Source organism: Pseudosulfitobacter koreensis (assembly GCF_024733015.1).
Lineage (GTDB): Bacteria > Pseudomonadota > Alphaproteobacteria > Rhodobacterales > Rhodobacteraceae > Pseudosulfitobacter > Pseudosulfitobacter koreensis.
On record NZ_JANKJG010000012.1, the window covers coordinates 1 to 25,699 of the forward strand.

20 protein-coding genes are annotated in these 25,699 nt (G+C 63.4%); 6 read left to right on the top strand and 14 right to left on the bottom strand.

Going from position 1 to position 25,699, the window contains the following annotated elements:
• Window positions 1–275 precede the first annotated feature (275 nt).
• The 10 genes from NTA49_RS14555 to NTA49_RS14600 form a co-directional block, all read right to left on the bottom strand.
• Window positions 276–695, bottom strand: coding sequence for a hypothetical protein (locus NTA49_RS14555; protein ID WP_258295530.1), 420 nt, complete (start codon window positions 693–695; stop codon window positions 276–278).
• A gap of 309 nt (window positions 696–1,004) precedes the next feature.
• Complete coding sequence (locus NTA49_RS14560; RefSeq protein ID WP_258295531.1) at window positions 1,005–1,307, bottom strand: hypothetical protein; 303 nt, start codon at window positions 1,305–1,307, stop codon at window positions 1,005–1,007.
• Window positions 1,308–1,498: 191 nt separating this feature from the next.
• Window positions 1,499–2,026 (bottom strand): PA14 domain-containing protein, encoded by a 528-nt coding sequence (locus NTA49_RS14565; RefSeq protein ID WP_258295532.1) that lies wholly within the window; start codon window positions 2,024–2,026, stop codon window positions 1,499–1,501.
• 126 nt (window positions 2,027–2,152) lie between these two features.
• Complete coding sequence (locus NTA49_RS14570; protein ID WP_258295533.1) at window positions 2,153–2,890, bottom strand: polysaccharide deacetylase family protein; 738 nt, start codon at window positions 2,888–2,890, stop codon at window positions 2,153–2,155.
• Window positions 2,874–4,004: a glycosyltransferase family protein gene (locus NTA49_RS14575; RefSeq protein ID WP_258295534.1), complete on the bottom strand. Its 1,131-nt coding sequence runs from the start codon at window positions 4,002–4,004 to the stop codon at window positions 2,874–2,876. The genes NTA49_RS14570 and NTA49_RS14575 overlap by 17 nt, the downstream gene beginning before the upstream one ends.
• Window positions 4,001–4,582 (bottom strand): histidine phosphatase family protein, encoded by a 582-nt coding sequence (locus NTA49_RS14580; RefSeq protein WP_258295535.1) that lies wholly within the window; start codon window positions 4,580–4,582, stop codon window positions 4,001–4,003. Before NTA49_RS14580 ends, NTA49_RS14575 begins: the two co-directional genes overlap by 4 nt.
• A complete protein-coding gene (locus NTA49_RS14585; RefSeq protein ID WP_258295536.1) occupies window positions 4,579–5,646 on the bottom strand; it encodes a glycosyltransferase family 4 protein in 1,068 nt (355 codons plus the stop codon). Before NTA49_RS14585 ends, NTA49_RS14580 begins: the two co-directional genes overlap by 4 nt.
• Window positions 5,643–6,887, bottom strand: coding sequence for a glycosyltransferase family 4 protein (locus NTA49_RS14590; RefSeq protein WP_258295537.1), 1,245 nt, complete (start codon window positions 6,885–6,887; stop codon window positions 5,643–5,645). Before NTA49_RS14590 ends, NTA49_RS14585 begins: the two co-directional genes overlap by 4 nt.
• On the bottom strand, window positions 6,884–8,119 hold the full coding sequence (locus tag NTA49_RS14595; protein WP_258295538.1) for a glycosyltransferase family protein: 1,236 nt from the start codon (window positions 8,117–8,119) through the stop codon (window positions 6,884–6,886). The genes NTA49_RS14590 and NTA49_RS14595 overlap by 4 nt, the downstream gene beginning before the upstream one ends.
• A gap of 23 nt (window positions 8,120–8,142) precedes the next feature.
• On the bottom strand, window positions 8,143–9,468 hold the full coding sequence (locus tag NTA49_RS14600) for a nucleotide sugar dehydrogenase (protein WP_258295539.1): 1,326 nt from the start codon (window positions 9,466–9,468) through the stop codon (window positions 8,143–8,145).
• Window positions 9,469–9,639: 171 nt separating this feature from the next.
• Here NTA49_RS14600 and NTA49_RS14605 point away from each other — a divergent pair, with 171 nt between their 5' ends.
• Together NTA49_RS14605 and NTA49_RS14610 are read left to right on the top strand one after the other, a co-directional pair.
• Window positions 9,640–12,045, top strand: a complete 2,406-nt coding sequence (locus NTA49_RS14605; RefSeq protein WP_258295540.1) for a mechanosensitive ion channel family protein — start codon at window positions 9,640–9,642, stop codon at window positions 12,043–12,045.
• A 226-nt stretch (window positions 12,046–12,271) separates the two neighbouring features.
• Entirely contained in the window at window positions 12,272–14,548 is a 2,277-nt protein-coding gene (locus NTA49_RS14610) for a DEAD/DEAH box helicase (RefSeq protein WP_258295541.1), read from the top strand.
• A gap of 6 nt (window positions 14,549–14,554) precedes the next feature.
• Here NTA49_RS14610 and NTA49_RS14615 read toward each other — a convergent pair whose 3' ends face one another.
• Genes NTA49_RS14615 through NTA49_RS14630 form a run of 4 tightly spaced genes read right to left on the bottom strand, consistent with a single transcriptional unit; the run spans window position 14,555 to window position 20,433 of the window.
• On the bottom strand, window positions 14,555–15,709 hold the full coding sequence (locus NTA49_RS14615; protein WP_258295542.1) for an ABC transporter permease: 1,155 nt from the start codon (window positions 15,707–15,709) through the stop codon (window positions 14,555–14,557).
• Window positions 15,706–16,734, bottom strand: a complete 1,029-nt coding sequence (locus NTA49_RS14620) for an ABC transporter permease (protein WP_258295543.1) — start codon at window positions 16,732–16,734, stop codon at window positions 15,706–15,708. Before NTA49_RS14620 ends, NTA49_RS14615 begins: the two co-directional genes overlap by 4 nt.
• Window positions 16,731–18,671, bottom strand: a complete 1,941-nt coding sequence (locus tag NTA49_RS14625) for an ABC transporter substrate-binding protein (protein ID WP_258295544.1) — start codon at window positions 18,669–18,671, stop codon at window positions 16,731–16,733. Before NTA49_RS14625 ends, NTA49_RS14620 begins: the two co-directional genes overlap by 4 nt.
• The gene (locus NTA49_RS14630) at window positions 18,664–20,433 is read right to left on the bottom strand and encodes an ABC transporter ATP-binding protein (protein WP_258295545.1); all 1,770 of its coding nucleotides are present in this window, start codon (window positions 20,431–20,433) and stop codon (window positions 18,664–18,666) included. The genes NTA49_RS14625 and NTA49_RS14630 overlap by 8 nt, the downstream gene beginning before the upstream one ends.
• Before the next feature lie 162 nt (window positions 20,434–20,595).
• On the opposite strand from NTA49_RS14630, the gene NTA49_RS14635 reads away from it, so the two are divergent.
• The 4 genes from NTA49_RS14635 (at window position 20,596) to NTA49_RS14650 (ending at window position 25,699) form a co-directional block, all read left to right on the top strand.
• Window positions 20,596–21,087, top strand: coding sequence for a class I SAM-dependent methyltransferase (locus tag NTA49_RS14635; protein WP_258295546.1), 492 nt, complete (start codon window positions 20,596–20,598; stop codon window positions 21,085–21,087).
• 198 nt (window positions 21,088–21,285) lie between these two features.
• On the top strand, window positions 21,286–23,385 hold the full coding sequence (locus NTA49_RS14640; RefSeq protein WP_258295547.1) for a 3-hydroxyacyl-CoA dehydrogenase NAD-binding domain-containing protein: 2,100 nt from the start codon (window positions 21,286–21,288) through the stop codon (window positions 23,383–23,385).
• Window positions 23,386–23,405: 20 nt separating this feature from the next.
• Window positions 23,406–24,605 (top strand): acyl-CoA dehydrogenase family protein, encoded by a 1,200-nt coding sequence (locus NTA49_RS14645; protein WP_258295548.1) that lies wholly within the window; start codon window positions 23,406–23,408, stop codon window positions 24,603–24,605.
• On the top strand, window positions 24,602–25,699 hold the full coding sequence (locus NTA49_RS14650; RefSeq protein ID WP_258295549.1) for an acyl-CoA dehydrogenase family protein: 1,098 nt from the start codon (window positions 24,602–24,604) through the stop codon (window positions 25,697–25,699). Before NTA49_RS14645 ends, NTA49_RS14650 begins: the two co-directional genes overlap by 4 nt.

Below are 25,699 nucleotides of genomic sequence, written 5' to 3' on the forward strand. Positions count from 1 at the left end.
GAGAGCCCCAAGCCCTTCAAATGGACCAAAACCGCCGAGGATATTCTCACCCGGGAACGCCGCGCCTTGGATAAGCTCGATCAAATCCGAGGGAACCGGTAAGATACGTCAGACTCAGAGCACTAGATGAAAGAACTTTATTCAAAACCCTGCCAAGAAGAAAAGCTGTTAAAATTCCTAATCCTGCAATTGACGCGCCAAGTATTAGCGGGCGAAATCTGTTAAACGTATTTATTTCCTCGCTAGAAACGTAAAGTGCTTCACCTATGTGATTTTCAGATCTCAATTGTATAGTGGGTGTTACGACTGTTTTTGCTTTGGCAAAAGTTTGTATCCTTACAACTTCCCCAGTACGCAACTCCGGAAATGAAATTTTTTATTTGACTATTTTCTAGTGTAGCCTTTGAGAGCTTGTAATCAGTATTGCCTACCCATGCTACTTGTATGTCATCAATACTATCTGAATATCGCAAAAAAATTTCGATCGCGCTAATTTTCTCGGGTAGTAGGTTTTCAACTCGAAATGTTTGAGAGGAAAGTATCTCCCCGGTGTACTCAAGTGAAGCAGTGGCTTCGGTTGTAAGAATCAGACGCTCCTTTGGTTTAACCCAATCCGTGTAGTGGAATATGAAGAGTCCACCTAACACTGCGACGATAAGTGGTGCTATGAGATACGAAATGATTTTGTTAAACATTTTTGACGGCTTTCAGAAAATATAGTGCTAATGCTAGCTTAATAGCTTCGCACCGGAAACTAGTAAATTTTCTAATTTGTCGCGCCTAAATTATCATCATCTTGCGAAGAGCATGGATGTTGCGTAACGCGAGTGATTTAAACGCGCTCAGGTTCCACTCGAAACGCCCCCCTCAGTTCCAACGCACCCAACAGCACCCACACCCTAAACCTCCGCCAGTTCGACCGTGAAACTGTCCTCCGGACAGTTTTGCGAGGTGGGTCTTACCCCACCCACACCCCGTCACCGCTCCCCACTTCACCCCTCCACCTACTCGACGACCGGATAGGTCCACGCCTCCCCCACCACCTCCATCCGGTCAAAGGCGCTGTCCAGCCGGGCCGCCGCGACACGGCGGTTCGTGTCCACCTGCAACCTGTGGATCAACTCGTTGACGTCGCGCCCCTGCACCTCGCCCAGCACATGCGCGTCGCGCATCGGGATCACCGCGCAGACCGGGCGGCGGTAGCGGGTCAGCCACAGGTTGCCGCCGTCGCGGATCACGAAGCGCAGCAGCGGGCCGCTGTTTGCGCGGAAATCTGAAAAAGAAACTGAGTGAATGGCCGGTAGCATATCGTCGCACCTCGCGCGGCTGTTGCGGTTTCGTACAAAACCGGCCCGAATATGTACAAGACCCTGAAAACGGGGCCAAAACGCCCCGTCTCGCCCCTTCGGTCCTGTACGTATCTCGCCCGGATATGTACGCAATCCACCCTACAGCGGCGGCCTGCGCGTGCGGTTAACCCACCGTGCGCCCGGTTAGGTCAGTGACCAAAGGCCGCGTCTTCCATCCATTCCATTTCGCCCTGTCCCGCGCGCATGTGCAGGCAGGCAGAGCCGGTGCGCTGGAAGTAGAGCGCCTCAATTTCATACCATCCGGGGACGGGCACATTGACCTCGACGGCCTCGGATTCCTCGCAGGGATGACGCCCGTCAAAGTACACGACTTCCTGCCCTCCGATGCTGGCCTGAAGCCCATCATTGCTCAGGAAATCAATGACATAGGTGCCGGACGCGTCGAACCTGACATAGCCCGAAATCCCCGCCACAACATTGTGCGCCTGGGCAGACGTCAGGGTCAGATCCCCGTCCGCGGTGTCGCGGTAATCCAGCCCGCTCAGCGGCGTGCCGGGCGTCGCATCCTCGACCAGCCGCGCGGCCTGCTCCAGCGACTTCACGTCCGGCGGATAGGCATAGCGCACCGCAAGACCGGGGTTCAGATCGCCAGGCTGCGGGTCGGCAGGCACCAGTTCCAGCGGCGCGGACCAGAGGGTGGATGCAAGGCAAGTCATTGTTATCGTGGAAAGAAACAGCTTCATCTCGGGCCCCTCGGCGGATCGGAATGCCCCCAGATTACGCGGTTGCAGGGGCCGCGCAAAGCACTTCTTCAAGGCGCTGGCGAAATGAATCGCGACGCATCACACCAGTGCCCCGGCAATGTCGAATTTGGTGGCGCCACCGTCCTGCAATTCCGCGATGAAACGGGCGGCAAATTCCCACACTTCGGCGGTGTGAACCAGGTGATGGGTCAACAGGCCCAGCGGCTCCTCGCTGCCCGATTCCATATGTTTTACAGCGGCTTGGATGATCCAGTCGGTGTCCGCCAACCCCTGGTCGCCCTTCCAGAATATCGGATCAACATGGGTGTTGAAGACGCGCAGACCTCGCACGTTTTCGGCCCCGCGCGTCCCGAATGTCGACAGCCCCCGATACCCCTGCGTCGCCAGCTGCGCGGTCAGCCTGTCCCCGATCCGATTCCACGGCGGCACGAACATCGGCACCAGCCCCGATACGAAAAATTCCCCCATACGCACAAGGCTTTTTGCAGTCTCTTCGGCGGCCTCTGGACGGTCCCGCTGGAATTCGGATTTCTTCGCTCCGGGGGCCGATGTGTCGGCATGTGCCCAGCCATGGACCAGCGGGATCAGATAGGGCGAACCTGCTGAAAACGCAGCCAATTCCCGCGTTGCATGGGCCGGGATAACCGCGATGTGAACGGGCACATCCGCAGCGCGTGCCATCGCCTCCAGCCGCTCCAGATCAGGCGTTACCGCCACCGCATCATCGTCGCGCCACCAGAATTGCAGGGGGCGTTTCTGCGCCCGCCGGTCGCGCAGTGCTACGCGCAAAGGGTGCCAGTCAACCTGCATTTCCACTCACAATCTCCCGTGCAATCCGCACAGTTTGCGCTGCCCCGTCTATACCGGTCGTTAACGGCGCGCGCGGTGCTGCGGCAAGCGTTTCATTCACCGCATCCAGCAGGCGCTGCGGCGTCATAACCCCCGACCGCAAAACGGAAATTCCCGATTGTTCCGCCAGCGCATCGGCGCGCAGGCCCTGCTCAACCTCATCGCCCTTGTCGAAGGGGACAAACACCGCGCGCACCCCGGTTTGCAGCACGTCCAGCGCGGTATTATAGCCGCACATCGACACGGAAACCGCCGCCCCGCACAGCATCTGGCGAAAGTCGGGGCGGGCCGGTTCGACGGTGCAATTCGCGGGGGCCTGTGCGCGCAATTCAGCGATGCCTGTCGCGCCTCCGCCCACCAGAATGCGCCAGGCGCGGACCCCGTCCAAAGCCGCAGCGCCCAGGGCTGCGGCAAAGAGGTCACCGCCCACGCTGCCGCCTCCTGCGCTGACCAGAACCTCGCCCTGGCCGGTGCCATCGGGATGGGGCAGGGGCGCCGCAGGGGCGACAAAGCCTGTATAAAACAGATGCTTGCGCAGCGCGTCCGACACCGGCCAACTGATGTCGAGCGGTGCGATGTCTGCGACCGAATGGACCAGAACACCGCTGTAGAACGCAGCGATCAGCGTTTCGGCAAGCGCCGCCTTGGCGGGTTTCGAAGGCGGGGCAAGGATGTCGCGGACCGACGACAGCACGGGGATGTCTGCCTCTCTCGCGGCTTCAAGCAAGGCCGTGAATTCAGCGCGCAGGATGCGGCGGCCAAAGGGGAAAAGCTCGGTGATCAGCAGCTCGGGCGCGGCCCCGGCAAAGGCGTCCAGCAACATCTGCCGACGTGCCGCCAGATAGGGCGCATCGGCCTCGATGTTGTCCACGGTCAACAACCGGCTGAAGTCGACGCCATCGGACTTCAGCGGCGGCAGTTGCACCAGATCGACACCGGCAAAATCCAGATGTGCGACAGTCACACCACCGCTGACCAGCACCACGCTGTCGCCCGCCGCGGCAAAGGCACGGGCCAGTGTCAGGGCGCGGGTCAGATGGCCTGTGCCCAAAAGATGCGTGACGACGATCATCACCTTCATGGCCGCGCCTCCAGCCGGATAGGTGTGCCGTCGTAGGTCCAGTCGGCACCGGAAATATTGATCATATACAATCGGTTACGCTTGATGGAAAACGGTGCAGGCCCGTCGAAATTCCAGCCCGTCGCATGGGCCAGCAGCACCCGCATCACGCCGATATGGCAGACGGCAACGCTGTCGCGGGTCAGCGCATTGGCCCATGGCACCAGCCGTGCGCGCAGCTCTGCGGGGCTTTCGCCACCCGGCGGCGCATAGGACCAGCCCCAATCCTCGATGTCGCGAAACCCGCTGTCGGGGTCGGCGCGCAGATCGGCTCCGCGCTGTCCTTCCCACGCGCCCCAGTCCATCTCCATCAGTGCCGGATCGGTCAGCGGCGCATGGCCTGTCAGCAGTTCGGCGGTCTGCACGGCGCGTTGCAGGGGGCTGGACCACAGTTGCGCATCGTCCCATGGGGCGGGCAGGCGCAAGGCGCGCAGCCCCGCGATGGCGTCGTCGTCCAGCGCGATATCGGTGCGCCCCTGAATGCGGTGGGCGCGGTTCCACGCGGTGTGTCCGTGGCGCAAAAGGGCAAGACGGATCATGGTGCGCAGTCCCTCAAGGCCTGGTCCAACACGCGCGCGGCAGCAGGCAGCAGGTGGTGCGCTGCAACCTCGGCACGGGCCGCGGCCCCTGCGGTGGCGCGCACGTCAGCATCGGCCAGCAGTGCGTCAACGTCGCGCGCCAGCGCGGCGGGGCCATCATCGGGCGCGGGGTGCCGACCCACCACCACGTCGCGCACGCCGTCGCGGTCTTGCGCGACGACGGGAATACCTGCGGCCTGCGCTTCGAGATAGGTCAGCCCAAAGGCTTCGTTGACGCCGGGCCACAGCAGCAGCGACGCCCGCGCATAGAAGGCATCAAGGTCCGCACCGGTCTTGAGCCCATGCAACTGCACACGGTCGCCAAAGGGTGCCATCAGGGCGGCGACATCGTCACGGGCAGTGCCGTCGCCCACGATATCCAGCCGCCAATCCGGGTGCTGCATCAACGCAAGTGTCTGGGAAATCAGCGTATAACTGGCCAGCTTGTCGCCGTGCCGCATCATGCCCACCGACAGCATCGGCCCCGACAGGTCTGACGCCGCAGGCAGCGCGGTGCGGGCCAGAAACGGCGGCAGGTGGGTCAGCCGCTGCCCTTCGGGCGCATCCCGGCGCAGGGTCTGGCTGTCGCGTTCGGTCAGGTACAGCACCGCGTCGGCGGCATCGCAGGCCGCTTCGGACGCGGCGGCAAAGGCGGCCCAAGGGCCGACCAGCCGTTTGCGCGCACGGGTCGATTCCACTTGCAGATAGGGAATGCCAAGCGCGCCGCAGACCACCGGACCGATCAGGTCGGGAGCCTTGTAATAGTTGTGATAGGTCAGCCAATGGGTCCAGCTCGCCGCCTGGTCCGAGGTCAGCAGGCGGTCGATTTCCATCTGCGCCTTGGCCATCAGATCGGCCTGAAGCTCGGCATCGCCGCGCCCGTCGTAAAGGCGCAAGCCCGATACCACCTGCGTGTCATGGCCCGCCATCTCAAGCGCCGCGATCAGCGCCCGCGCCATCGCCCTGTCGCCCGACGGCACCGGATGATCCGGTGCCTTGAGCGGAGCATAGACAGCGACGGTCACGCAGCCCCCGCCAGCAGGGCGCGCAGGCGTGTCGCCAGATGGTCGATACCGGGCTGCATGGTGAACTCGGCGCGCAGGCGGGCGTGGGCCGCCTCGGCCAGCTTCGGCCCCAGCGCAGGCTCACGTGCCACGCGGGTCATCGCATCGGCAAGCGCCTGGGGCGCGTCGTCGCTCAGGATGCCATGGGTGCCGTCGGTGATGAACTCGGGGATGGCCGAGACCGGCGTGGACAGGATCGGCAGTTTCTGGCTGGCGGCTTCCATCAGCACGTTGGGCAGCCCGTCGCGGTCGCCGTCATCCGCCACGCGGCTGGGCAGCACGAACAGATCGGCGTCGCGCATGGCGGCGATGACTTCGGGCTGGTCGCAGGCACCGCGCCATGTGATCCGGTCATCGACGCCTGCGGCCTCTGCTTGCGCACGCAGCGTGTCTTTCAGCCCGCCGCCGCCGATATGGGTCCAGTGCCACGCCATATCCTTGGGCAGCAGCGCCAGCGCCGCGATCAACCGGTCAAAGCCCTTTTTCTCGACCAGACGCCCGACGCTCATCATCCGCAGCGGGGCATCGGCAGCACGCAAGACCCGATCGGGGGCAGGCGGGAACCGGTTCAGGTCCAGCCCGTGATAGACCAGATCGACAGGGGTGCCAGCCGACAGCCCGTTCAGATGGTCCGCGCCGAAAGCGGTGCAGGTGGCACCAAGGGCGGCGCCATGGGTTGCTGGCGAAAGCTTGTCGCGCAGATCCCATTCGGGCGAGGTCCAGATGTCCTTGGCATGGGCCGAAAAGCTCCAGGGCAGGCCGCGCAGGATCGCGGCATAGCGCGTGACCGATGCAGGCGTGTGCAGGAAATGCGCATAAAGCGCGCCAGTGTCTTCGGGCAGTTCATGCGCCATGACGCAGGCCTGACCGAAACGGCGGATGCGGTTGCGGGTGGCGTCTCGTTTGTAGTCGGCACGGAAGGCCGCCCAGGCCGCCGCCCATCCCGGCAATCGGCGCGCATGCAGCAGGGCACGGGCAACGCGGGATGGCTCATTGCGCAGGTATTCCGGCAGATAGCGCACCGGCCCGCCGAAACGGTCGTGCAGCGGGTGCGTCTTGGTGTCGGTCGGATGGCGCAGCGACCATATATCGAGCGCAAGGCCAGCCGCCTCAAGCGCCACCAGTTCCTGGGCGATGAACGTCTCGGACAGGCGCGGCCAGCCCTTGACCACCACCGCAAGGCGGGCAGGCGGCTGGGTCATTCCGCGGCGGACCGGGTATAGCTGCGCGACATCAGGATGTGGGCGCGTTCGTTGACGCAATCCAGCCCGTCCAGCAGTCCGTCTGCGCCTGCGTCCGACGGTTTGCCCTGCGATGGCAAGGCGCGGATGGCGTCGATCATCGACTGCGCGGTCATGCCGTCGCGGGTTTCATCCAGCATCCGCACAAGGCCCAGATCCTCGGCGCGGCTGGCGCGTATCCATTGTTCCAGGCGTGGCACGGTGCGCGGCACGATCACCGCGCGTTTGTCAAAAGACAGCACCTCGCAGAAGGTGTTGTAGCCGCCCATCGACACCACGCCCTCGGCCTTGGCAAACAGCGCCTCGATCCGGCTGTCAAAGCCCAGGGCGGTCACGCGCCCGTCCAGCTTGTCCACGCGCGCCTCGAAATCGTCGCGCACCTCGCCGGACAGGAACGGGCCGTAGACCAGCATCGCGCGCGGCTCCAGCGTCGGGTCCTGCTCGTAGGCGGCCAGCACCAGATTGACCATCGCCGCGCCGTCGCCCCCACCGCCGGGGGTTATCAGGACATAAGGATCGTCCGGCACCTCGTCGGACTCGACGCCCTCGCGGCGCAGGTAGCCGGTCCAGTACATCCGCGCGCGCAGATCGTCGGACAGGGCCAGCCCTTCTGTCGGATCATAGACGGAACGGACGCCGTAGACCCAGACCTCGTCATAGAATGTCTCGGTTGCGACCAGCGCGCCCTTGCGGTCCCATTCGGCGGCCAGAACCTCGGGTTCGTCCAGCACATCGCGCAGGCCCAGAACGGTGCGGGCGTGACCGGTCTCGCGGATCATCTCCAGCGTCGGCAGCAGCTCGCCGCGAAAGCCTGTGGGTTCCTTGTCCACGATCAGCAGATCGGGGTCATATTGCTCGACCGCCGCGCGGATCAGCGCCGCACGCAGGTTCGTGGTCTCGTCGATGTCCAGACCCAGCGTCTGGCTGACATATGATCCGTCGACCAGCTTGGTCACGCCGGGCAGGCGGATGTGGTCGACCCGCTCGGGAAAGGTGAACCGCCCAGCCACGGGCGATCCGGTCAGGATTATCGCAGAGGCATCAGGATTGGCCTGTGTCAGCGCCGCGGCCAGCGTGCGAGAGCGGCGCAAGTGGCCAAGACCAAAGGTGTCGTGGCTGTAGAGAACGATCCGTCGCGGACGATCGGGGGATCTGCTATGTGCCGGAGGCAGTGTCGTGTCGTGCGCCATCATGAGCCACCTTTGATATTTCGTGGTTACAGGCGCAAGTCGCTTCCGGATCGGCCAAACACCCCCTTGATGTCATAGACCAACGCACCCGGTTTGCCAAAGCTTCGGATGCCATCTGACCCCAGAGCGACGAATTCGCGGTGCCCAACTGCCACGATGATCGCATCGTAGGCACCTTGTTCAGGCACGGCGACGGTGTCGATGCCATGGCGGGCGCGCATCACCTCGGCGTCGACCCAGGGCTCGTGCACGTCCACCTGAACCGAATAATCCTGCAATTCGGCCACGATGTCCGCCACGCGGGTGTTGCGGGTGTCGGCGCAGTTTTCCTTGAACGTATAGCCCATGACCAGCACCCTCGCGCCCTGCACGACGTGACCCCGGCCCAGCATCGCCTTGATCAGCGATTGGGCGACATGCGCCCCCATGTGGTCGTTGATGCGCCGTCCGGCCAGGATGACTTCGGGATGATAGCCGACCTGCTGCGCCTTGTAGGTCAGGTAATAGGGATCGACCCCGATGCAGTGCCCGCCGACCAGTCCGGGCCGAAAGGGCAGGAAGTTCCACTTGGTGCCCGCCGCTTCCAGCACCTCCAGCGTGTCCAGGCCCAGCCGGTCGAAGATCAGCGCGAATTCGTTGACCAGTGCGATGTTCAGGTCGCGCTGGGTGTTCTCGATCACCTTAGCCGCCTCTGCCGTGGCGATGGAGGACGCACGATGCAATCCCGCCTTGACCACAGGGCTGTAGATCGCGTCGAGCCTGTCGAGCGTCTCGGGGTCCTGTGCCGCGATGATCTTGACCACGTTTTCCATTGAATGTTCGGCGTCGCCGGGGTTCACGCGTTCGGGGCTGTAGCCCAGCTTGATCTGGGTGCCTACGGTCAGGCCGCTGCCCGCGGCAAGGGCTGGGCCGCAGACCTCTTCGGTCACGCCCGGATAGACGGTGCTTTCCAGTACGACCAGCGCGCCGTCGGTCAGATGCGGCGCGATGGTGGCGCAGGCACCCAGCACGGGCCGCAAATCAGGTGTCTTGGCATCGGTGATGGGGGTCGGCACCGCGATGATGAAGTTGCGCGCGCCTGCCAGATCGGCGGCATCGGCGCTGAACCGCGCCGTGGTGTCGGCCAGCGAGGCATCGGCCACTTCGCCGTTGGGATCGTGACCGGCGCTTAAGGCTGCGATCATGTCCGCGTCGGTATCCAGACCCAGCACGTCGAACCCCGCACGCGCCAGTGCCAGTGCCAGCGGCAGGCCGACATAGCCAAGCCCGAGGACCGCGATTGGTCCGGTTTGGGCAGGATCGGCTTTTGCGGGATGGGCGGTTGTGGGGCCGGGCTGCGGGGCGTCTGTCATGGTAAGTCCTTGGTTAATGCGCAGGCGATGCCGCCCGTTTGAAAAAGAGCCCGCATAACAGGCAGCAATACATGCGTCACCGAAAACCACAGTTGGGGCCTTGCCATGCGAATTGCAATGAAGCCTGTTGTCCGCTAACATCTTCGTCAATAATATGACAAGGGCTTCAAGATGCGGCTGATCCTATGCTTGTGGCTCTTTGCGCTGACGTGCATCGGGGTCGCCCCGCACCCTGCCCAATCCCAAAGCCTGTTTTCGCCTCCCTCGGAAGACACCAGCGCCGAAGCCGATCCGCTGGCCGAGACCCTGCGTCAGGCGCGCGAGGCGGGGTTGAGCGTGATCGTGGTGGATGCCCAAGGCAACCTGATCACGACGCCAACTGCGGGCCTTAATGCAGGCACCATCGCAGACGCGCCTCCGGTCAACGCCGAAGGGTCGGCCCTGATGATGGCGCAAAAGCGCGGCGCAGAGTTTCGCGCCACCCTTCGCGAGCGGCTGGACGCATTGCCGGATTCCCTGAACGAAGTCCGCTATATCCTGCGCGCGACAAGCCCCGATGGCCGCATCATGACCTACGTGGAGGTGCTGGTCTTTGGCGCCTTGCTGTTCATTTTCGGCAGTCTGGTCATGCGCCATTTCCTTGGGCCATATGTGTTCAAAAGCGTGGTCACCTCGCGGGTCAGGGAAAACCCCCAAGGCTACCGTGAAAAGATGCCGTTCCTGGTGTTCCGGTTCTTTATCGGCATCGTCGGCACGCTGATTGCGATGATCATCGCCTATGCGCTTGGGGCGCTGATCTTTCCGCCGGTCACCGACACGTCAGTGCAGGTCACGATTTTGGCCATCAACGCCGCGTTTTTCGCCTGTCGGACGGTGGGGGATGTGTGGCGCATGGTGCTGTCGCCGTTCCTGACGCAATACCGCATCCCGCGTCTGTCCGACCGCGATGCCAAAAGGCTGTACCGCTGGGCCTTTTACGTGGGGGCGCTGGACATCTGCGTCGTCACCTTTGCCACCTGGCTGGAAGATTTCGGGCTGAACTACAACGTCTATGCAATCGTCTACGGCATTCTCAGCCTGTTCATGGCGCTGCTGAACATCCTGTTCCTGACGGTCAACCGCCGCATCATATCCGACGCCATCCGCAACGGGCGCAGCAAGGCCGAGGTGTCCTGGCTGATCCGCACCGTGTCGGTGGGGTGGCTGCCGGTGGCCATCGTCTATGTCATCTTCGGCTGGCTCGAACTGGCGTTCGACCTGGTTCTCGAAGTGCCCACGTCGATCCCGCTGATCGCGGGTGCCTACGGCGTGCTGGTCACGATCCTGGTGGTCTACGGGGTCACCAACTACGCGATCGAAGCCTACTTCGAGCGCGCGCGCCAGATTGCCGCGATGAACGCGCGAGACGACGACGAGGGCACGCCAGAAAACACGCCCGAAACCACATCCGAAACCATCGGGCCTGCCGCGGCCCACGCAGAGGATGCAGTTCCCGAACCCGCCTACAGACCCCGTCACGTGATGCACACCTACGAGCAGCTGGCGCGGCGGGTATCGGGGATTCTGGCCTTCGTCGCGGGGGCCTATGCGCTTTTGATGATCTGGGGCAGCGCCAACGACATGGTGGGCGACACCCTTCTGGGCAAGTCGCTGCTGGACATCATGGTGATCATATTCATCGGCTACATCATCTATCATGTGTTCCGCATCTGGATCGACCGCAAGATCGCGGATGAGCAGGGCGACATGGTCGAGGCCGAGCTGGGCGACGAAGGCAGCGGTGCGAGCAGTGCCAGCCGTCTGGCGACGCTGCTGCCGCTCTTTCGCAACATGATGCTCAGCGTGGTGCTGGTGACCATCGTGCTGATCATCCTGCTGGAAGTCGGCGTCAACGTCGGACCGCTCTTTGCGGGCGCGGGCTTTGTCGGGGTCGCCATCGGCTTTGGCAGTCAGTCGCTGGTGCGCGATGTCTTTGCCGGTGCGTTCTTTCTGTTCGACGATGCGTTTCGCAAGGGCGAATATATCGACGTGGGCGGGGTCAAGGGCACGGTGGAAAAGATCAGCGTGCGGTCGTTCCAGTTGCGCCACCATCTGGGGGCGCTGCACACCATGCCCTTTGGTGAAATTCAGGTCATCACCAACTATTCGCGCGATTGGGTCATCATGAAGCTGCCCTTGCGCGTCACCTATGACACCGACGTGGAAAAGGTGCGCAAGCTGATCAAGAAACTGGGCGTCGCACTGCTTGATGATCCGGTGATCGGCGAGAATTTCATCCAGCCGCTGAAATCCCAGGGCGTGATCCAGATGGAAGACAGCGCCATGATCATCCGGGTCAAGTTCATGACCAAGCCGGGCGATCAATGGCTGGTCCGCAAGAAGGTCTACGAGGAAATCCGCGCATTGTTCGAGCGTGAGGGCGTCCGCTTTGCCCACCGCGAGGTGACCGTGCGTCTGGCCGACGGCAAGGCCGCCGATCTGGATGATGATCAGCGCGAGGCGGTGACCGCCGCAGCACAGGCCGTGATCGACGAGGACATGCTGGACGCGGGCCAGCAGATGGCGGACGACAGATAAGCCAGGCGCGCAACGCGGGTTCCGAGCTGCAAACTGCACAAACCGCTTTGCATCGGGGCGCGTTGGCTCTATTGCTCGGGCAATATTGCATTCAGATGCGACAATGATGATGTTCTTCGATGCGCCGCAGCTTCTGCGGGCGCTGGAATGACGCAATTAAATCCCCTCGACAACACCTGTCAAAAGGCATAGGTCGCGTGCCTTACGCAAACGAAAGCCAAAACCTTTGAAACAGAGCCTTGCCGATGCGCTGACCCAGCGCGGATATGAAACCCTAACACCCGTACAGGAGGCCGTCACCGACCCGGCCCTCGAAGGGCAGGATCTGCTGGTCTCGGCCCAGACCGGATCGGGCAAGACCGTGGGCTTTGGCCTGGCGCTGGGCGAGACCCTGCTGGGCGAGGGCGAGAGTTTCGACCCGGCAAGCGCGCCGCTGGCCCTGGTGATCGCGCCGACCCGCGAGCTTGCCATGCAGGTGAAACGCGAACTCGCGTGGCTCTATGAAAAGGCGGGCGTCGTCATGGCGTCCTGTGTCGGTGGCATGGACATGCGCGACGAACGTCGTGCACTGGACCGCGGGGCACATATCGTTGTCGCCACGCCGGGCCGTCTGCGCGACCACATCATGCGCGGCTCGATCAACCTGGGTTCGATCCGTGGCGTCGTTCTGGACGAAGCCGACGAGATGCTTGATCTGGGGTTCCGCGACGATCTGGAATACATCCTTGGCGAATGCCCCGAGGATCGCCGCACCCTGATGTTCTCGGCCACGGTGCCGAAGTCCATTGCCGGTCTGGCGCAGAAATATCAACGCAACGCGCAGCGGGTCACGACCCTTTCGGGCACCTCGCAGCACGCCGATATCGAATATCGCGCCATGTCCGTGGCCAACCACGACGGCGAAAGCGCTATCATCAACACCCTGCGGTTCTTCGAGGCACCCAATGCCATCGTGTTCTGCAACACCCGTGCGATGGTCAACCGGATCACCACGCGCCTGTCGAACCGGGGTTTCTCGGTCGTGGCGCTGTCGGGCGAGCTGACACAGGCCGAACGCTCGCACGCGCTGCAGGCGATGCGTGACGGGCGCGCCCGTGTCTGCGTGGCGACAGATGTGGCCGCGCGCGGCATCGACCTGCCGAACCTCGATCTGGTCGTGCACGCCGAACTGCCGTCGAACCACGAGACACTGCTGCACCGCTCGGGCCGGACCGGCCGCGCCGGGCGCAAGGGTGTCAGCGCGCTGATCGTCACCGCCAAGGTGCGTGCGAAAGCGACGCGCATCCTGAAGATGGCCCAACTGGAAGCGACATGGGGCGAAGCGCCCGGTGCCGACGCCGTGCGCGCCGAGGACGAGGCACGCTTGCTGGCCGATCCGATGTGGTACGAACCCATCGTCGAAAGCGAAACTGATCTGGTCGCCAAATTGGTCGAGACCTATTCGCCCGAGCAGTTGGCCACCGCCACGGTGCGCGTACTGGCGCAACGCTATACCGCGCCCGAAGACCTGTCCGCTGCCACCAACGAGGCCCCCAAACCCCGCGCGGCCTTTGGCCCCAGCGTCTGGTTCTCGGTCTCAGGTGGGCGCAACCAGGGCGTCGAAGTGCGCCGCCTTCTGCCGATCCTGTGCAAGGCCGGTGACGTGACCAAGGACGACCTGGGCGCGATCCGCATTTCGGATGACGCATCTTTCGTCGAGGTTCTGCAATCCAGCGCCGACGGTTTTGCCGCTGCGCTGGGCAATGACATGACGGTCGAGGGTGGCCTGAAACTGGAACGTCTGGCGACACCGCCCGCCGAAGCCAACCGTCCGAAACCTGCATATAAGCCGCGCGAAGACCGCCCGCCCTACAAGGGCAACAAGCCCGACAACAAGGGTGGCAAGCCTGCGTACAAGGCCAAGGACCGCGACTTTGGCACGGCACCGGATCGCGCACCGCGTCCGCCCCGTGACGAAAAGCCGAAAAAGCAGTGGGACGACAAACCCAAGGCAGAGCCGGTCCTGAGCCGCGCGCCCGAGCCGAAGACGGAAAAGCCGAAATCTGATTACAAACCGAAGTCGGAGCATACTCCAAAGTCCGACTACAAGGAAAAGTCGGACTACAAACCGAAATCCGATTACAATCCGGACGACAAACCCGCGCGCAAGGGTCCGCCCAAGTCCGCTGGCCCAATCGACTGGAACGACACGTCGACCCCGCGTCGCAAGAAGCCCAAGGGCGACGGCAAGCCTACAGGCCCGCACAGCGCACACAAGAAAAAGCCGCGTTCGACCATGGACAACGCCCGTGCAGACGGTGCCGTGACCAGCCCGCGTGGCAAGCCGCGCTTTGGCGACAATGCGGGCGGTACGGGTGGCAAACCTGCCTACAAGGGCAAGGGCGCGCCTTCGGGTGGTCCGTCCAAGGGAAAACCTGCGGGCAAACCGACCGGAAAGCCTGCGGGCAAGCGTGGCTTCAGCGGTCCGGGCGGCAGCCAGCCGCCGCGCAAGCCGCGCGGGTAACGGCGTTCAAGACTTGTAGGGGTCGAGGCTGTCCCGCAGCCCGTCGCCCAGAAAGTTGAACGCCAGAACCACGATGATGATCGGCAGCATCGGGATCGCCGTCCACGGATAGATCTCGATGCTTGCCAGGTTTTGAGCGTCGTTCAGCATCACGCCCCAGCTGACCGCAGGCGCACGCAGGCCCAGCCCCAGAAACGACAGCGCGGTTTCGCCCAGGATCATCGCGGGGATCGACAGCGTGGCGCTGGCGATCAGGTGCGACGAGAAATTGGGCAGCAGGTGTCGGCGGATCACGCGGCCCGGTTTTGCCCCCATCATCTCGGCGGCGCGCACGTATTCTTCCTCGCGCAGGCTCAGGAATTTTGACCGCACCGCCCGTGCCAGTCCTGGCCAGTCAAGGATGCCGAGAATGATCGAGATGATGAAAAACACCGCCACCGGCCCCCAGTTCGACGGCACCGCCGCCGACAGCGCCAGCCACAGCGGCAATTCCGGCAGGCTGCGCAGGATTTCGATGGCGCGGTTGATGATCCAGTCGGTCTTGCCGCCGAAATAGCCCGCGATCGAGCCGAAAAAGATGCCAAGCGCGAACGACACGGTGATGCCGATGATGCCCACCGTCAGCGACAGTTGCGCGCCGTATAGGATGCGGCTGAATACGTCGCGGCCCAATCTGTCCGATCCAAAAAGGAACACGGTGGCTCCTTCGGGCGCGCAGAAAAGATGCGTGTCCGAGGGGATGAACCCGAGCAGATTGTAGGTGCCGCCCTCGCAGAAAATCTCCAAACGCATCGGGCGGTCAGTGTCGGCCTGGTATTGCCAGCGGAAATTGACCAGATCGGCCTGTCCGCTGGTGGCATAGACATAGGGCCCGATCAGCGCGCCGTCATGAAACCAGTGCACGGCCTGCGGCGGATGATAGAGGTTCTCGGCGCTGCGCTCATTCGGCGTGTAGGGGGCGATGAACCCCGCGAATGGCAGCATCAGATAGCTGAGCAGCAGGAACACCCCCGAGATCAGCCCCAGCTTGTGCCGCCGGAACCGCCGCCAGACCAGCAGCCACGCAGGCGCGTCCATGTCCTTGCGGTCAGGCGCGCTGAGGTCGATGTCGGGATCATAGGGCGCGTCATCGACATAGTGGGCATCGGGGGGCATGGTCATCCTTCGCGCGCTCCGTAGCGGATGCGCGGGTCAAGCAGCACCAGCAGCAGATCGGAAATCATCGTGCCGATCAGCGTCAGCAGCGCTACGAACATCAGCACGAAACCGGCCAGGAACTGATCCTGTGATTTCAGCGCCGCCAGCAGCGCGGGGCCGATGGTTTGCAGGCCCAGCACAACCGACACCAGTACCGACCCCGACACCATTGCGGGCAGCAGGTTGCCGATGTCGGCCACGAAGGGGTTGAACGCCATGCGCAGCGGATATTTCGCCATCAGACGGGCGGGGGCCATGCCCTTGGCTTTTGCGGTCTCGACGTAGGGTTTGCTCAGCTCGTCCAGCATGTTGGCGCGCAGCCGCTGCATCATCGCCGCCGCGCCCGAGGTGCCGATGACGAAGGTTGGCACGATCAGGTGGATCAAGATCGACTGCACCTTGGCGGGGCTCATCGGTTCGCCCTCGAACTCGGGGGCCATCAGCCCGCCGATGGGGAGGCCCATGTATTTGTTCCCGTAATAGAACAGCATCAGCGCCAGCAGAAAGTTCGGCGTGGCAAGACCCAGATAGCCGATAAAGGCCGCCGAATAATCCACCCAGGTCTCGGATTTCGCCGCCGCCAGCACGCCCAGCGGCAGGGCCACCACATAGACGAACAGAACCGCCGCAAGATTGACCAGAACCGTCAGCCACAGCGCATCACCGACGATTTCCGACACGGGCTGGTCGAACTCGAACGACCAGCCAAAGTCGCCCTGCAACATGCCGCTGAACCCTTGGGGCCCCGGTGCTGCACCGATCCAGATCAGGTATTGCATCCAAAGCGGGCGATCCAGCGCGTATTCGGTGCGCAGGAATTCGGCCTTGGCAACGCCCTCGGCCTGGCCGGTGGCGCGCAGTTCCGCGATCTGGTTCGACAGGTAATCGCCGGGCGGCAGGTTGATGATCGCAAAGACCAGGATCGACACCACCCCGAGCGTCAGCAGCATGGTCAGCAGACGGTAGCCTGCGTATTTCAGAAACATCATTCGCTTGCCCGTGCTGTCTGCGCAGGCAGATCGAACCAGAATTCATCCATCCGGTGCACGCCGAAATGCGCCCCCGGCTCCCACGACCATATCGCCACTTCGGGCACATTGCGCAGAGCATTGTTGACGACGACAGGCTGCGGCGCTTCGGCCAGTACGCCGATGCCGTATTGCTGGCTGGCGTGTATCTTCAGCATCTCGCGCCAGATCATGCTGCGGGTCTCGTCATCCTCGGCGGCGGTCCATTGCGCGGACAGAACCAGCAGCCGCTTGGCCGGTTCCATGTCCACCGCTTCGCCTGCGCCGCCGCGCGTCTGGTAGTGCTGGCCCCACATCGGCCAGGCCATGAAGTCCTGCTGCGTGGGTGCCAGATAGCCCGGCGGCGTATAGGGCTGGGGGAGGCCGTTGTCCCAACCGAACCAGACCGCTGCCATTGTGACGCCCGCATAGACACGGTTGCGCAGGATGTCGCGGTCAAGCGGGCGCATCACCAGCTTGATCCCAATCTCGCGCCAGGTGTCGGTGATGATGGCCAATGCGTTTTCGACCTCTTGCCGTTCGCCTGCCGTTTCGATCACGAACTCCATCGGGCGACCATCGGGCAGCTTGCGCAGGCCGGCAGGGGTGCGTTCGGTCAGGCCCATGTCGTCCAGCAGGGCGTTCGCGGCATCGGGGTCATAGGTGGCCCAGGCGTTCAGGTTTTCTGGGTCGAAGAAGGCACTTCCGGAAAGGGCCGCCATGCCGCCCTCCTTGCCCAGTCCGAAGTACAGCGCGCGGTTGATCATGTGCCGGTCGATCCCCATCGACAGCGCCCGGCGAAAGCGCACGTCGCGGATCACCTCGCGCCAGACCGGATCGGCAAAGTTCAGGTTGGGATAGATCGCGATCTGGCTGGCGGCTCCGTTGCCCCAGAGCAGCGTATGATAATTCTCGCCGTCGCTTTCGCCCTTCTTCAGGATCGAGATGTCGCGAAAATCAATGCCGCGCGCTTGCAGATCGGCCTCGCCCGCGTTGGATTTGGCCGCGATCAGACCGGCGCCCACCACGGTCATCTCGACCACGTCAATATAGGGCAGTTGCACCCCGCGCGCGTCGATCCGGTGGAAATAGGGATTGCGCACGAACAACTGCCGCGACGAACTGGTGGCGGTCGCGCTCATCCACGGCTGCAAGGTCGGCAGATCGGGGACGTCGAACTTATACATGTCGTCCAGACGGTTGTGCAGCGCCGCCCAGCTGCGCACGCGGCGCTTGTCGATTTGGGTCTGCAGGGTGTCGGGGTCCGCGTAGTCGATGTGGAACTGCTTGAGGAACTTTGACGGACGGTAGATGAATGGCGGGCGCGCTGCCGCAAGCTGTTGCAGGAATTCGGGGTTCGACACGGGCCATTCGATCACGACGGTCAGCGGATCAGGAAAGCGCATCGTGGCCAGTTGTTGCCCCACGCGCATCACGTCGGGGGGGCCGTTCGGGCTTAGCTCGGGGTGATTGGCGACGTCGTTCCACCAGTATTCGAAATCCGCCGAGGTGAAATCGGACCCGTCCGACCATTTGTGCCCTTCGCGCAGGTGCAGCGTAAAGCGGCGGCCTTCCTCGATGGTCACATCGCGCAAGATGTCCGGTTGCAGCTCGTAATTCTCGTCATAGCCCACCAGCCGCGCATAGCCATAGACCACCATCTGCCGCACGTCCTTGGACCGCGAAATCATGGTGCGCAATGTGCCGCCCTGGGTGCCGAAACTTCGGCCCTTGGCCTCCAGATCGACAATCAGTGGCTCGGCGGGGATGCGCCAGACGGCGGGGGGCATCAGGCCGCGTGAGACCTCATCGGCCCAGAACGTGCTTTCCTGTACGTCCGGTTGCGGAGTTTGGGCCGACAACGGGCTGGCCAGGACCAGCACAAGGGCCAGCAAAAGGGGGCGCAGGCGATCAAACATGGCAGCGCACCTGATGTCCGGGGCTTACTTCGGTCAAGGCAGGCGCGTCCGTGCCGACAAAGCGGAACATCTCGGGCCATGTTGCCGGCGCGCCAGCCCCACGGGCGACCAGCGCCAGATCAATGGGGCGCGACAGGTCGGGTTCGGGCTGCGCTGCGATCAGCGCCTTGGTGTAGGGGTGTTGCGGGCTGTAAAACAGCGTGTCGGGCGGGGCCTGCTCGACGATGACGCCCTGTCGCATCACGGCCACTTCGTCGGCGATGCGCGAGACCACGGCCAGATCGTGACTGATGAACAGATAGCTGAGGCCCATGCGCGCCTGGATGTCTTCGAGCAGGGTCAGGATCTGGTCCTGCACCGACACATCCAGCGCCGAGGTCGGCTCGTCGCAGACCAGCAGTTGCGGGTCCAGTGTCAGGGCACGGGCAATCGACAGGCGCTGGCGCTGGCCGCCGGAGAACGCATGGGGAAAGCGGCCCAGCATATCGGGCGAGAGACCTACCCAGCGCAGCATCTCGGCGGCCTTTTCGCGGCGGTCGGCGCGGGTGCCCAGCCCGTGAATTTCCATCGGCTCGGTCAGCGCCTCCTGAATGCGCATGCGCGGGGACAGCGACGAATAGGGGTCCTGGAACACCATCTGCGCAGACCGCTGAAACTGTGTGCGCTGGGCGCGGTCCATCGCGTGCACCGGCAGGGGGGCGTCGCTGCCCTTGCCGCGAAACAGCACGCGGCTGCCTGCGTCGGGCTTCTCTGCCCCCAGTGCGATGCGCGCGCATGTCGTCTTGCCCGAGCCGCTTTCGCCGACCACGGCCAGCGTGCGCCCACGCGGCAGCGACAGGTTCACGTCGATACAGGCGTGCACGTGCACCGGCGCTTTCCACGCACCGCCGCGCATCTGGTAGGTCTTGCTGACGCCCTGCATGTCCAGGATCAGATCGTCGTGCATCTGGGGCGCCGATGGGGCGGCAACCTGTGGGATCATCGGGGCTGCGGCAATAAGCCTGCGGGTATAGCCGTGCTGCGGCGCACTCAGGACCGCGGCGGCCGGGCCGCTTTCCATCACGCGGCCCTTGTTCATCACCACGACCTTTTCGGCCATGTTGGCGACCACGCCCAGATCGTGCGTGACCAGAATGACCGCCATGCCGGTGGCGCGCTGCAGATCCTTGATCAGCCCCAGAACCTGCGCCTGCGTGGTCACGTCCAGCGCCGTGGTCGGCTCGTCCGCGATCAGCAGATCGGGTTTCGCCACCATCGCCATCGCGATCATCGCGCGCTGCCGCATCCCCCCCGACAGCTCGAACGGATAGGCGCGAAAGACACGTTCGGGGTCGGCAAAGCCCACCTGCTCGAAGGTTTCGAGCACCTGTTTGCGCGCATCCGAGCCTGATTTCGAGCGGTGCAGTTTCAGCACCTCGGTCACCTGATTGCCGATCCGGTGCAGCGGCGACAGAGAGCGCATCGGCTCTTGGAAGATCATCGAGATGTGGTTGCCGCGAATGCTCCTCATCTTGCGCTCGGGCAGGCTCAGCAGGTCTTGCACCGCGCCCTCGCGGCCAAAGCGGATGCTGCCCGACCGCAGTTGCGCCGACCCCGGCAGGATGCGCAGCACCGACCGGCAGGTCAGCGTCTTGCCCGAGCCGCTTTCGCCGACCAAGGCCAGCGTCTCACCGGGGCGCACAGAAAAGCTGACGCGCTGCACCACGGGCTGGGCAGTGCCGAACCCGATGCTTAGATCTGCCACGTCAAGAAGTGGTGTCATGCCGTCCCCTGTCATGCCGGATAAGGCACACTGTGGTTTACAGTGAAACCTGATTTCGTGCCACAGGTCCAGTGATGGCGCGATTGTGTCGCGCTTGTGCTACACATTCGCCGCCAACTGCCCCATGTAGTCATGATCGCACCGCACGAGAGGACCGCGCGCATGAGCCGACTGGATATGTTTATCGACCGCATGGTGTCGCAGCGCGCCTGCATCGACCACGCCGCCGCGCTGCTGGCGGATGTGGCGGGGCCCGCGTTCGAGCTGGGTCTGGGCAATGGGCGCACCTATCACCACATGCGCAAGGTGCTGGACCCGCGCGACATCTACGTGTTCGAACGCGCGGTCGCGGCGCACCCCGACAGCACACCGCCCGACGACAGGCTGATCCTGGGCGACGTGTTCGAGACCCTGCCGCAGGCGCTGGACCGGTTCGGCCCTACTGCTGTATTGATCCATGCCGATCTTGGGGGGCACAACCGCGCCAAGAATGACGTGTTCGCGCGCAGCATCTCGCCCTACGTGCAGCCGCTGCTGGCGCCGGGTGGCCTGATGGTGTCCAGCGACCAGATGTATTTCGACGGATTCGAGGAATTGCCCCTGCCGGAACATGCGGTTCCGGGGCGCTGCTTCATCTACCGCGCGCCGCGCTGACATCCCGGTCTCGGCAGGTCGCCGCTGCGACGCCGTGGCGCGCCCCTTGTGACGTGGCGGCGTTTCATCTCCCGCCTATGTTCTCCTTGCAGGGTGTCGTACCCTGTGGCTATCTGGCCGCGCTGGAGCGGAATGCAGTTTCGCATCCCGAAACAGCGGCCAGCCCACACGTTGGTCGAACCGGAGGAGAGCCCACACATGAGCGACAAGATTGCATATTCACGCCACGGTGACATCGCCGTGCTTACGGTACAGAACCCGCCCGTCAACGCGCTGAGCCATGCCGTGCGTCAGGGGCTTTGGGACGGTATGGACCGCGCCGAAGCGGACGATGGTGTGAAGGCGGTCTTGATCGTCGGAGAGGGCCGTGCGTTTTTTGCCGGTGCAGACATCAAGGAATTCGGCAAGACGCCGAAAGAGCCGCACCTGCCGGTGCTGATCAACCGCATCGAGGCTTCGCCTCTGCTGGTGGTCGCGTCGATGCACGGCGTCAGCCTGGGTGGCGGGCTTGAGGTCGCGCTGGGGTGTCATTACCGCATCGCGGTGCCGTCGGCCCGCGTCGGCCTGCCCGAAGTGCACCTGGGCCTGATCCCCGGTGCCGGTGGTACGCAGCGGATGCCGCGTCTGACAGGTGTCGAGGCGGCGCTGGAAGTCATGACGACCGGCCGTCAGGTCAAGGCGGATGAAGCTGCCAAGATGGGTCTGATCGACGAGGTTCGCGACGGCGACCCCAAGCAGAACGGGATTGACTATACACAATCGCTGCTGGACGCGGACGCGCCGCGCCGCCCGGTATCAGAGATGGACACGCCCGCCGCGATCGACTGGGACGGTGCCTATGAAAGCATCCTGGCGCGAGGCCGCGGCCAAATTTCGCCCGCGCAATGCGTGCGTGCCGTGCAGGCCGGTGTCGAGCATCCCTTCGCCGAAGGTCTGGCCGCCGAGCGCAAGATCTTCATGGACCTGATGCAGACAGACCAGCGCGAGGGCATGATCCACGCCTTCTTCAGCGAACGTGCCGTGGGCAACCTGCCCGAGTTGAAGGACGTCGAGCCCCGCGCCTTGCAGCATATCGGTGTGATTGGCGGCGGCACGATGGGGGCGGGCATCGCCACATCCGCATTGCTGTCGGGTCTGCAGGTCACCCTGCTGGAGATGACGGCCGACGCGGGCGAAGCGGCGCGCAAGCGGATCGCGGGCAACCTCAGCGGCGCGTTGAAGCGCGGCAAGATCAGCCAGGACCAGCACGACAAGATCCTGACCAACATCCTGACGGTCGTGACCAACTATGACGCGCTGTCCGACGTTGATCTGGTGATCGAGGCGGTGTTCGAGGAAATGTCGGTGAAAAAGACCGTCTTCGGCGAGTTGGACCGCGTCTGCAAGAAGGGCGCGATCCTTGCGTCGAACACGTCCTATCTGGATGTGAACGAGATTGCCGCCAGCACCAGTCGTCCCGAAGACGTGATCGGGCTGCACTTCTTCTCGCCCGCGCATGTGATGAAGCTGCTGGAAATCGTCGTGGCCGACAAGACGGCTGCGGACGTGGTCGCCACCGGCTTCGAACTGGGCAAGCGCATGAGCAAGATCAGCGTGCGCGCCGGGGTCTGCGACGGCTTCATCGGCAACCGCATCCTGTCGACCTATCGCACCGCTGCCGATCACATGATCCTGGACGGCGCATCGCCCTATGAGATCGACAAGGCGCTGGAAGAGTTCGGCTTTGCAATGGGGCCCTTCGCGGTGGCCGACCTTGCCGGTCTGGATATCGGCTGGGCCGTGCGCAAACGCAAACGCGCCGAAGGCATCGACCCGGCGGCGCGCGACAGTTCCTATGCTGACAAGCTTTGCGAAGAGGGTCATTTTGGCCAGAAGACCGGCAAGGGCTATTACGACTATTCCGCCGGTGCCAAGGCGCGCGTACCGAACCCCGACGTCATGCCGCTGATCGAAGAGGAACGCGCGAAACAGGGCATCACCCCGCGCGACTTTACCTCGGAAGAAATCGTGCGCCGCTATATGGCGGCGATGGTCAACGAATCCGCCAAGGTGGTGGGCGAGGGCATCGCGCGGCGTCCGCTGGACGTGGATATGACGCTGCTCTTCGGCTACGGTTTCCCACGCTATCGCGGTGGTCCGCTCAAGTGGGCAGACATCGCGGGCCTGCCCGGACTGCTGGCCGACATGAAGGAATACCAGAAGGAAGATCCCCACTTCTGGCAGATCGCGCCGCTGTTCGAAGAGCTGGTGGCCGAAGGCAAGACATTCGACGACCTCAACAAGGCCGCTGCGGCCTGAACCCGATAAGGAGACCGGATATGGACCTGAGCTATACCGACGAAGAACTGGCATTCCGTGACGAAGTGCGTGCGTTCATGCGTGACGAGCTTCCCAAGGAGATGTCTGACAAGATCCGCCTTGGCGACGAGTTGGGCAAGGAAGGTCAGGAGAAATGGCACGCCATCCTGAACAGCAAGGGATGGCTTGCCCCGAACTGGCCCAAAAAGTTCGGTGGTGCCGAATGGAACGCCGTGCAGCGCCACATCTTCGAGGAAGAAGCTGCCGCACATCACGCGCCGCGCATCGTGCCGTTCGGTCTGTCAATGCTGGCCCCCGTGCTGCAAAAGTTCGGTTCGAAAGAGCAGCAGGATTACTGGCTGCCACGCCTGCTCGAGGGTAAGGACTGGTGGTGCCAGGGCTATTCCGAGCCGGGTGCCGGCTCTGACCTTGCATCGCTGAAAACCCGTGCCGTGCGCGAGGGCGATCATTATATCGTCAACGGTCAGAAGACCTGGACGACACTGGGCCAGCACGCCAACATGATTTTCTGCCTGGTGCGCACCGACCCCGACGTGAAGCAGCAAGAGGGCATTTCCTTTCTGCTGATCGACATGAACACCCCCGGCATCGAAGTGCGCCCGATCATCCTGCTGGATGGCACGCACGAGGTGAACGAGGTGTTCTTTGACGACGTCAAGGTGCCGGTCGAAAACCTTGTCGGCGAAGAAAACAAGGGCTGGACCTATGCCAAGTACCTGCTGACCCACGAGCGCACCAACATCGCGGGCGTCGGTTTCTCGCAGGCCGGCCTGAACACCGTCAAACGCATCGCGCGCGCCGAAATGGCCGGGGGCAAGCCGTTGATGGCGAATCCGCATTTCGCCGCCCGTGTGGCACAGGTCGAGATTGACCTGAAGGCGATGGCGACCAGCAACATGCGGATCATCTCGGCTGCAGCTGCCGGCGGTGCACCTGGCGTCGAGGCGTCGATGCTGAAGGTCAAGGGCACGATCATCCGTCAGGAAATCAACGATCTGGCACGCCGGGCCGTCGGCCCCTACGCGATGCCCTTTGCGTCCGAGGCGATCGAAGGCAGCAACGAAGCACTGCCCGATCCGCACGAGGCCGGTCCGGTCGCGGCGCAATATTTCAACAATCGCAAGCTGTCGATCTTTGGCGGCAGCAACGAAATCCAACGCGGCATCATCGCGAAGGTCATGATGGGAGGCGGTCAATGAACTTTGATCTGACGGAAGAGCGGCAAATGCTGCAAGACAGCCTGCGGCGCTACCTGCGGGAGAAATATTCGACGGCCACGCGCAACGAGATTCTCGAGCGCCCAAACGGCATGTCGGAAGAAGTCTGGACGCAACTGGCTGAACTGGGCGTCATTGGTGCGATGTTCACCGAAGAGCAGGGCGGTTTCGGCGGTGCGGGCTTCGACATCGCCGTGGTGTTCGAGGAGTTAGGCCGCGCGGGCGTGATCGAGCCGTTCATGGACAGCGCCCTGATCGGGGGCCGCATCCTGGCCGCTTGTGACAAGACCGATCTGGTCGAAGAGATGATCGGCGGTGGTCTGCAACTGGCCGTGGCGCATGGTGAGCCCACCAGCCGCTATGACATGAGCCATGTGCGTACTTCCGTTGACGGCGGCAAGCTGAACGGTCGCAAGGCCGTGGTGATGAACGCCGAAAACGCCGATCATCTGATCGTGTCGGCTCGGGCGTCGGGCGACGTGGCGGACGAGGCGGGCATCGCGCTCTATCTCGTGGCCAAGGATGCCGCGGGTCTGACCATCCAGGGCTATCCGCTGTTGGCCGGTGGCCGCGCCGCCGAAGTCACGCTGGACGGTGTCGAAGGCGAATTGCTGACCGAAGACGGCTTTGCCGTGCTGAGCGATGTGATGGCGCTGGCGACGATGGCACAATGTGCCGAAACACTGGGGGCGATGGACACGGCAACGCGGCTGACCAACGACTATCTGGGTACGCGCAAGCAGTTTGGCCGCCCGATCGGGACGTTCCAGGCACTGGCACACCGGATGGCCGACATGCTGATCGAAATGGAACAGGCGCGCAGTGCGGTGATCAATGCGGCGGGCAACCTGCGCGAAGAGACCCGCATCCGCGACATGAACATCTCGGCGGCGAAGAACCTGCTGGGTCGCGCCGGTCGTCTGATCGCAGAGGAATCGATCCAGATGCACGGTGGCATCGCCATGACGCAGGAATATGAGCTTGCCCATATCGCCAAGCGTATCACGATGGCCGATCACCGCTTTGGCGATACCGATCACCATCTGGAACGCTTTATCGCGCTGAGTGCAGCCTGA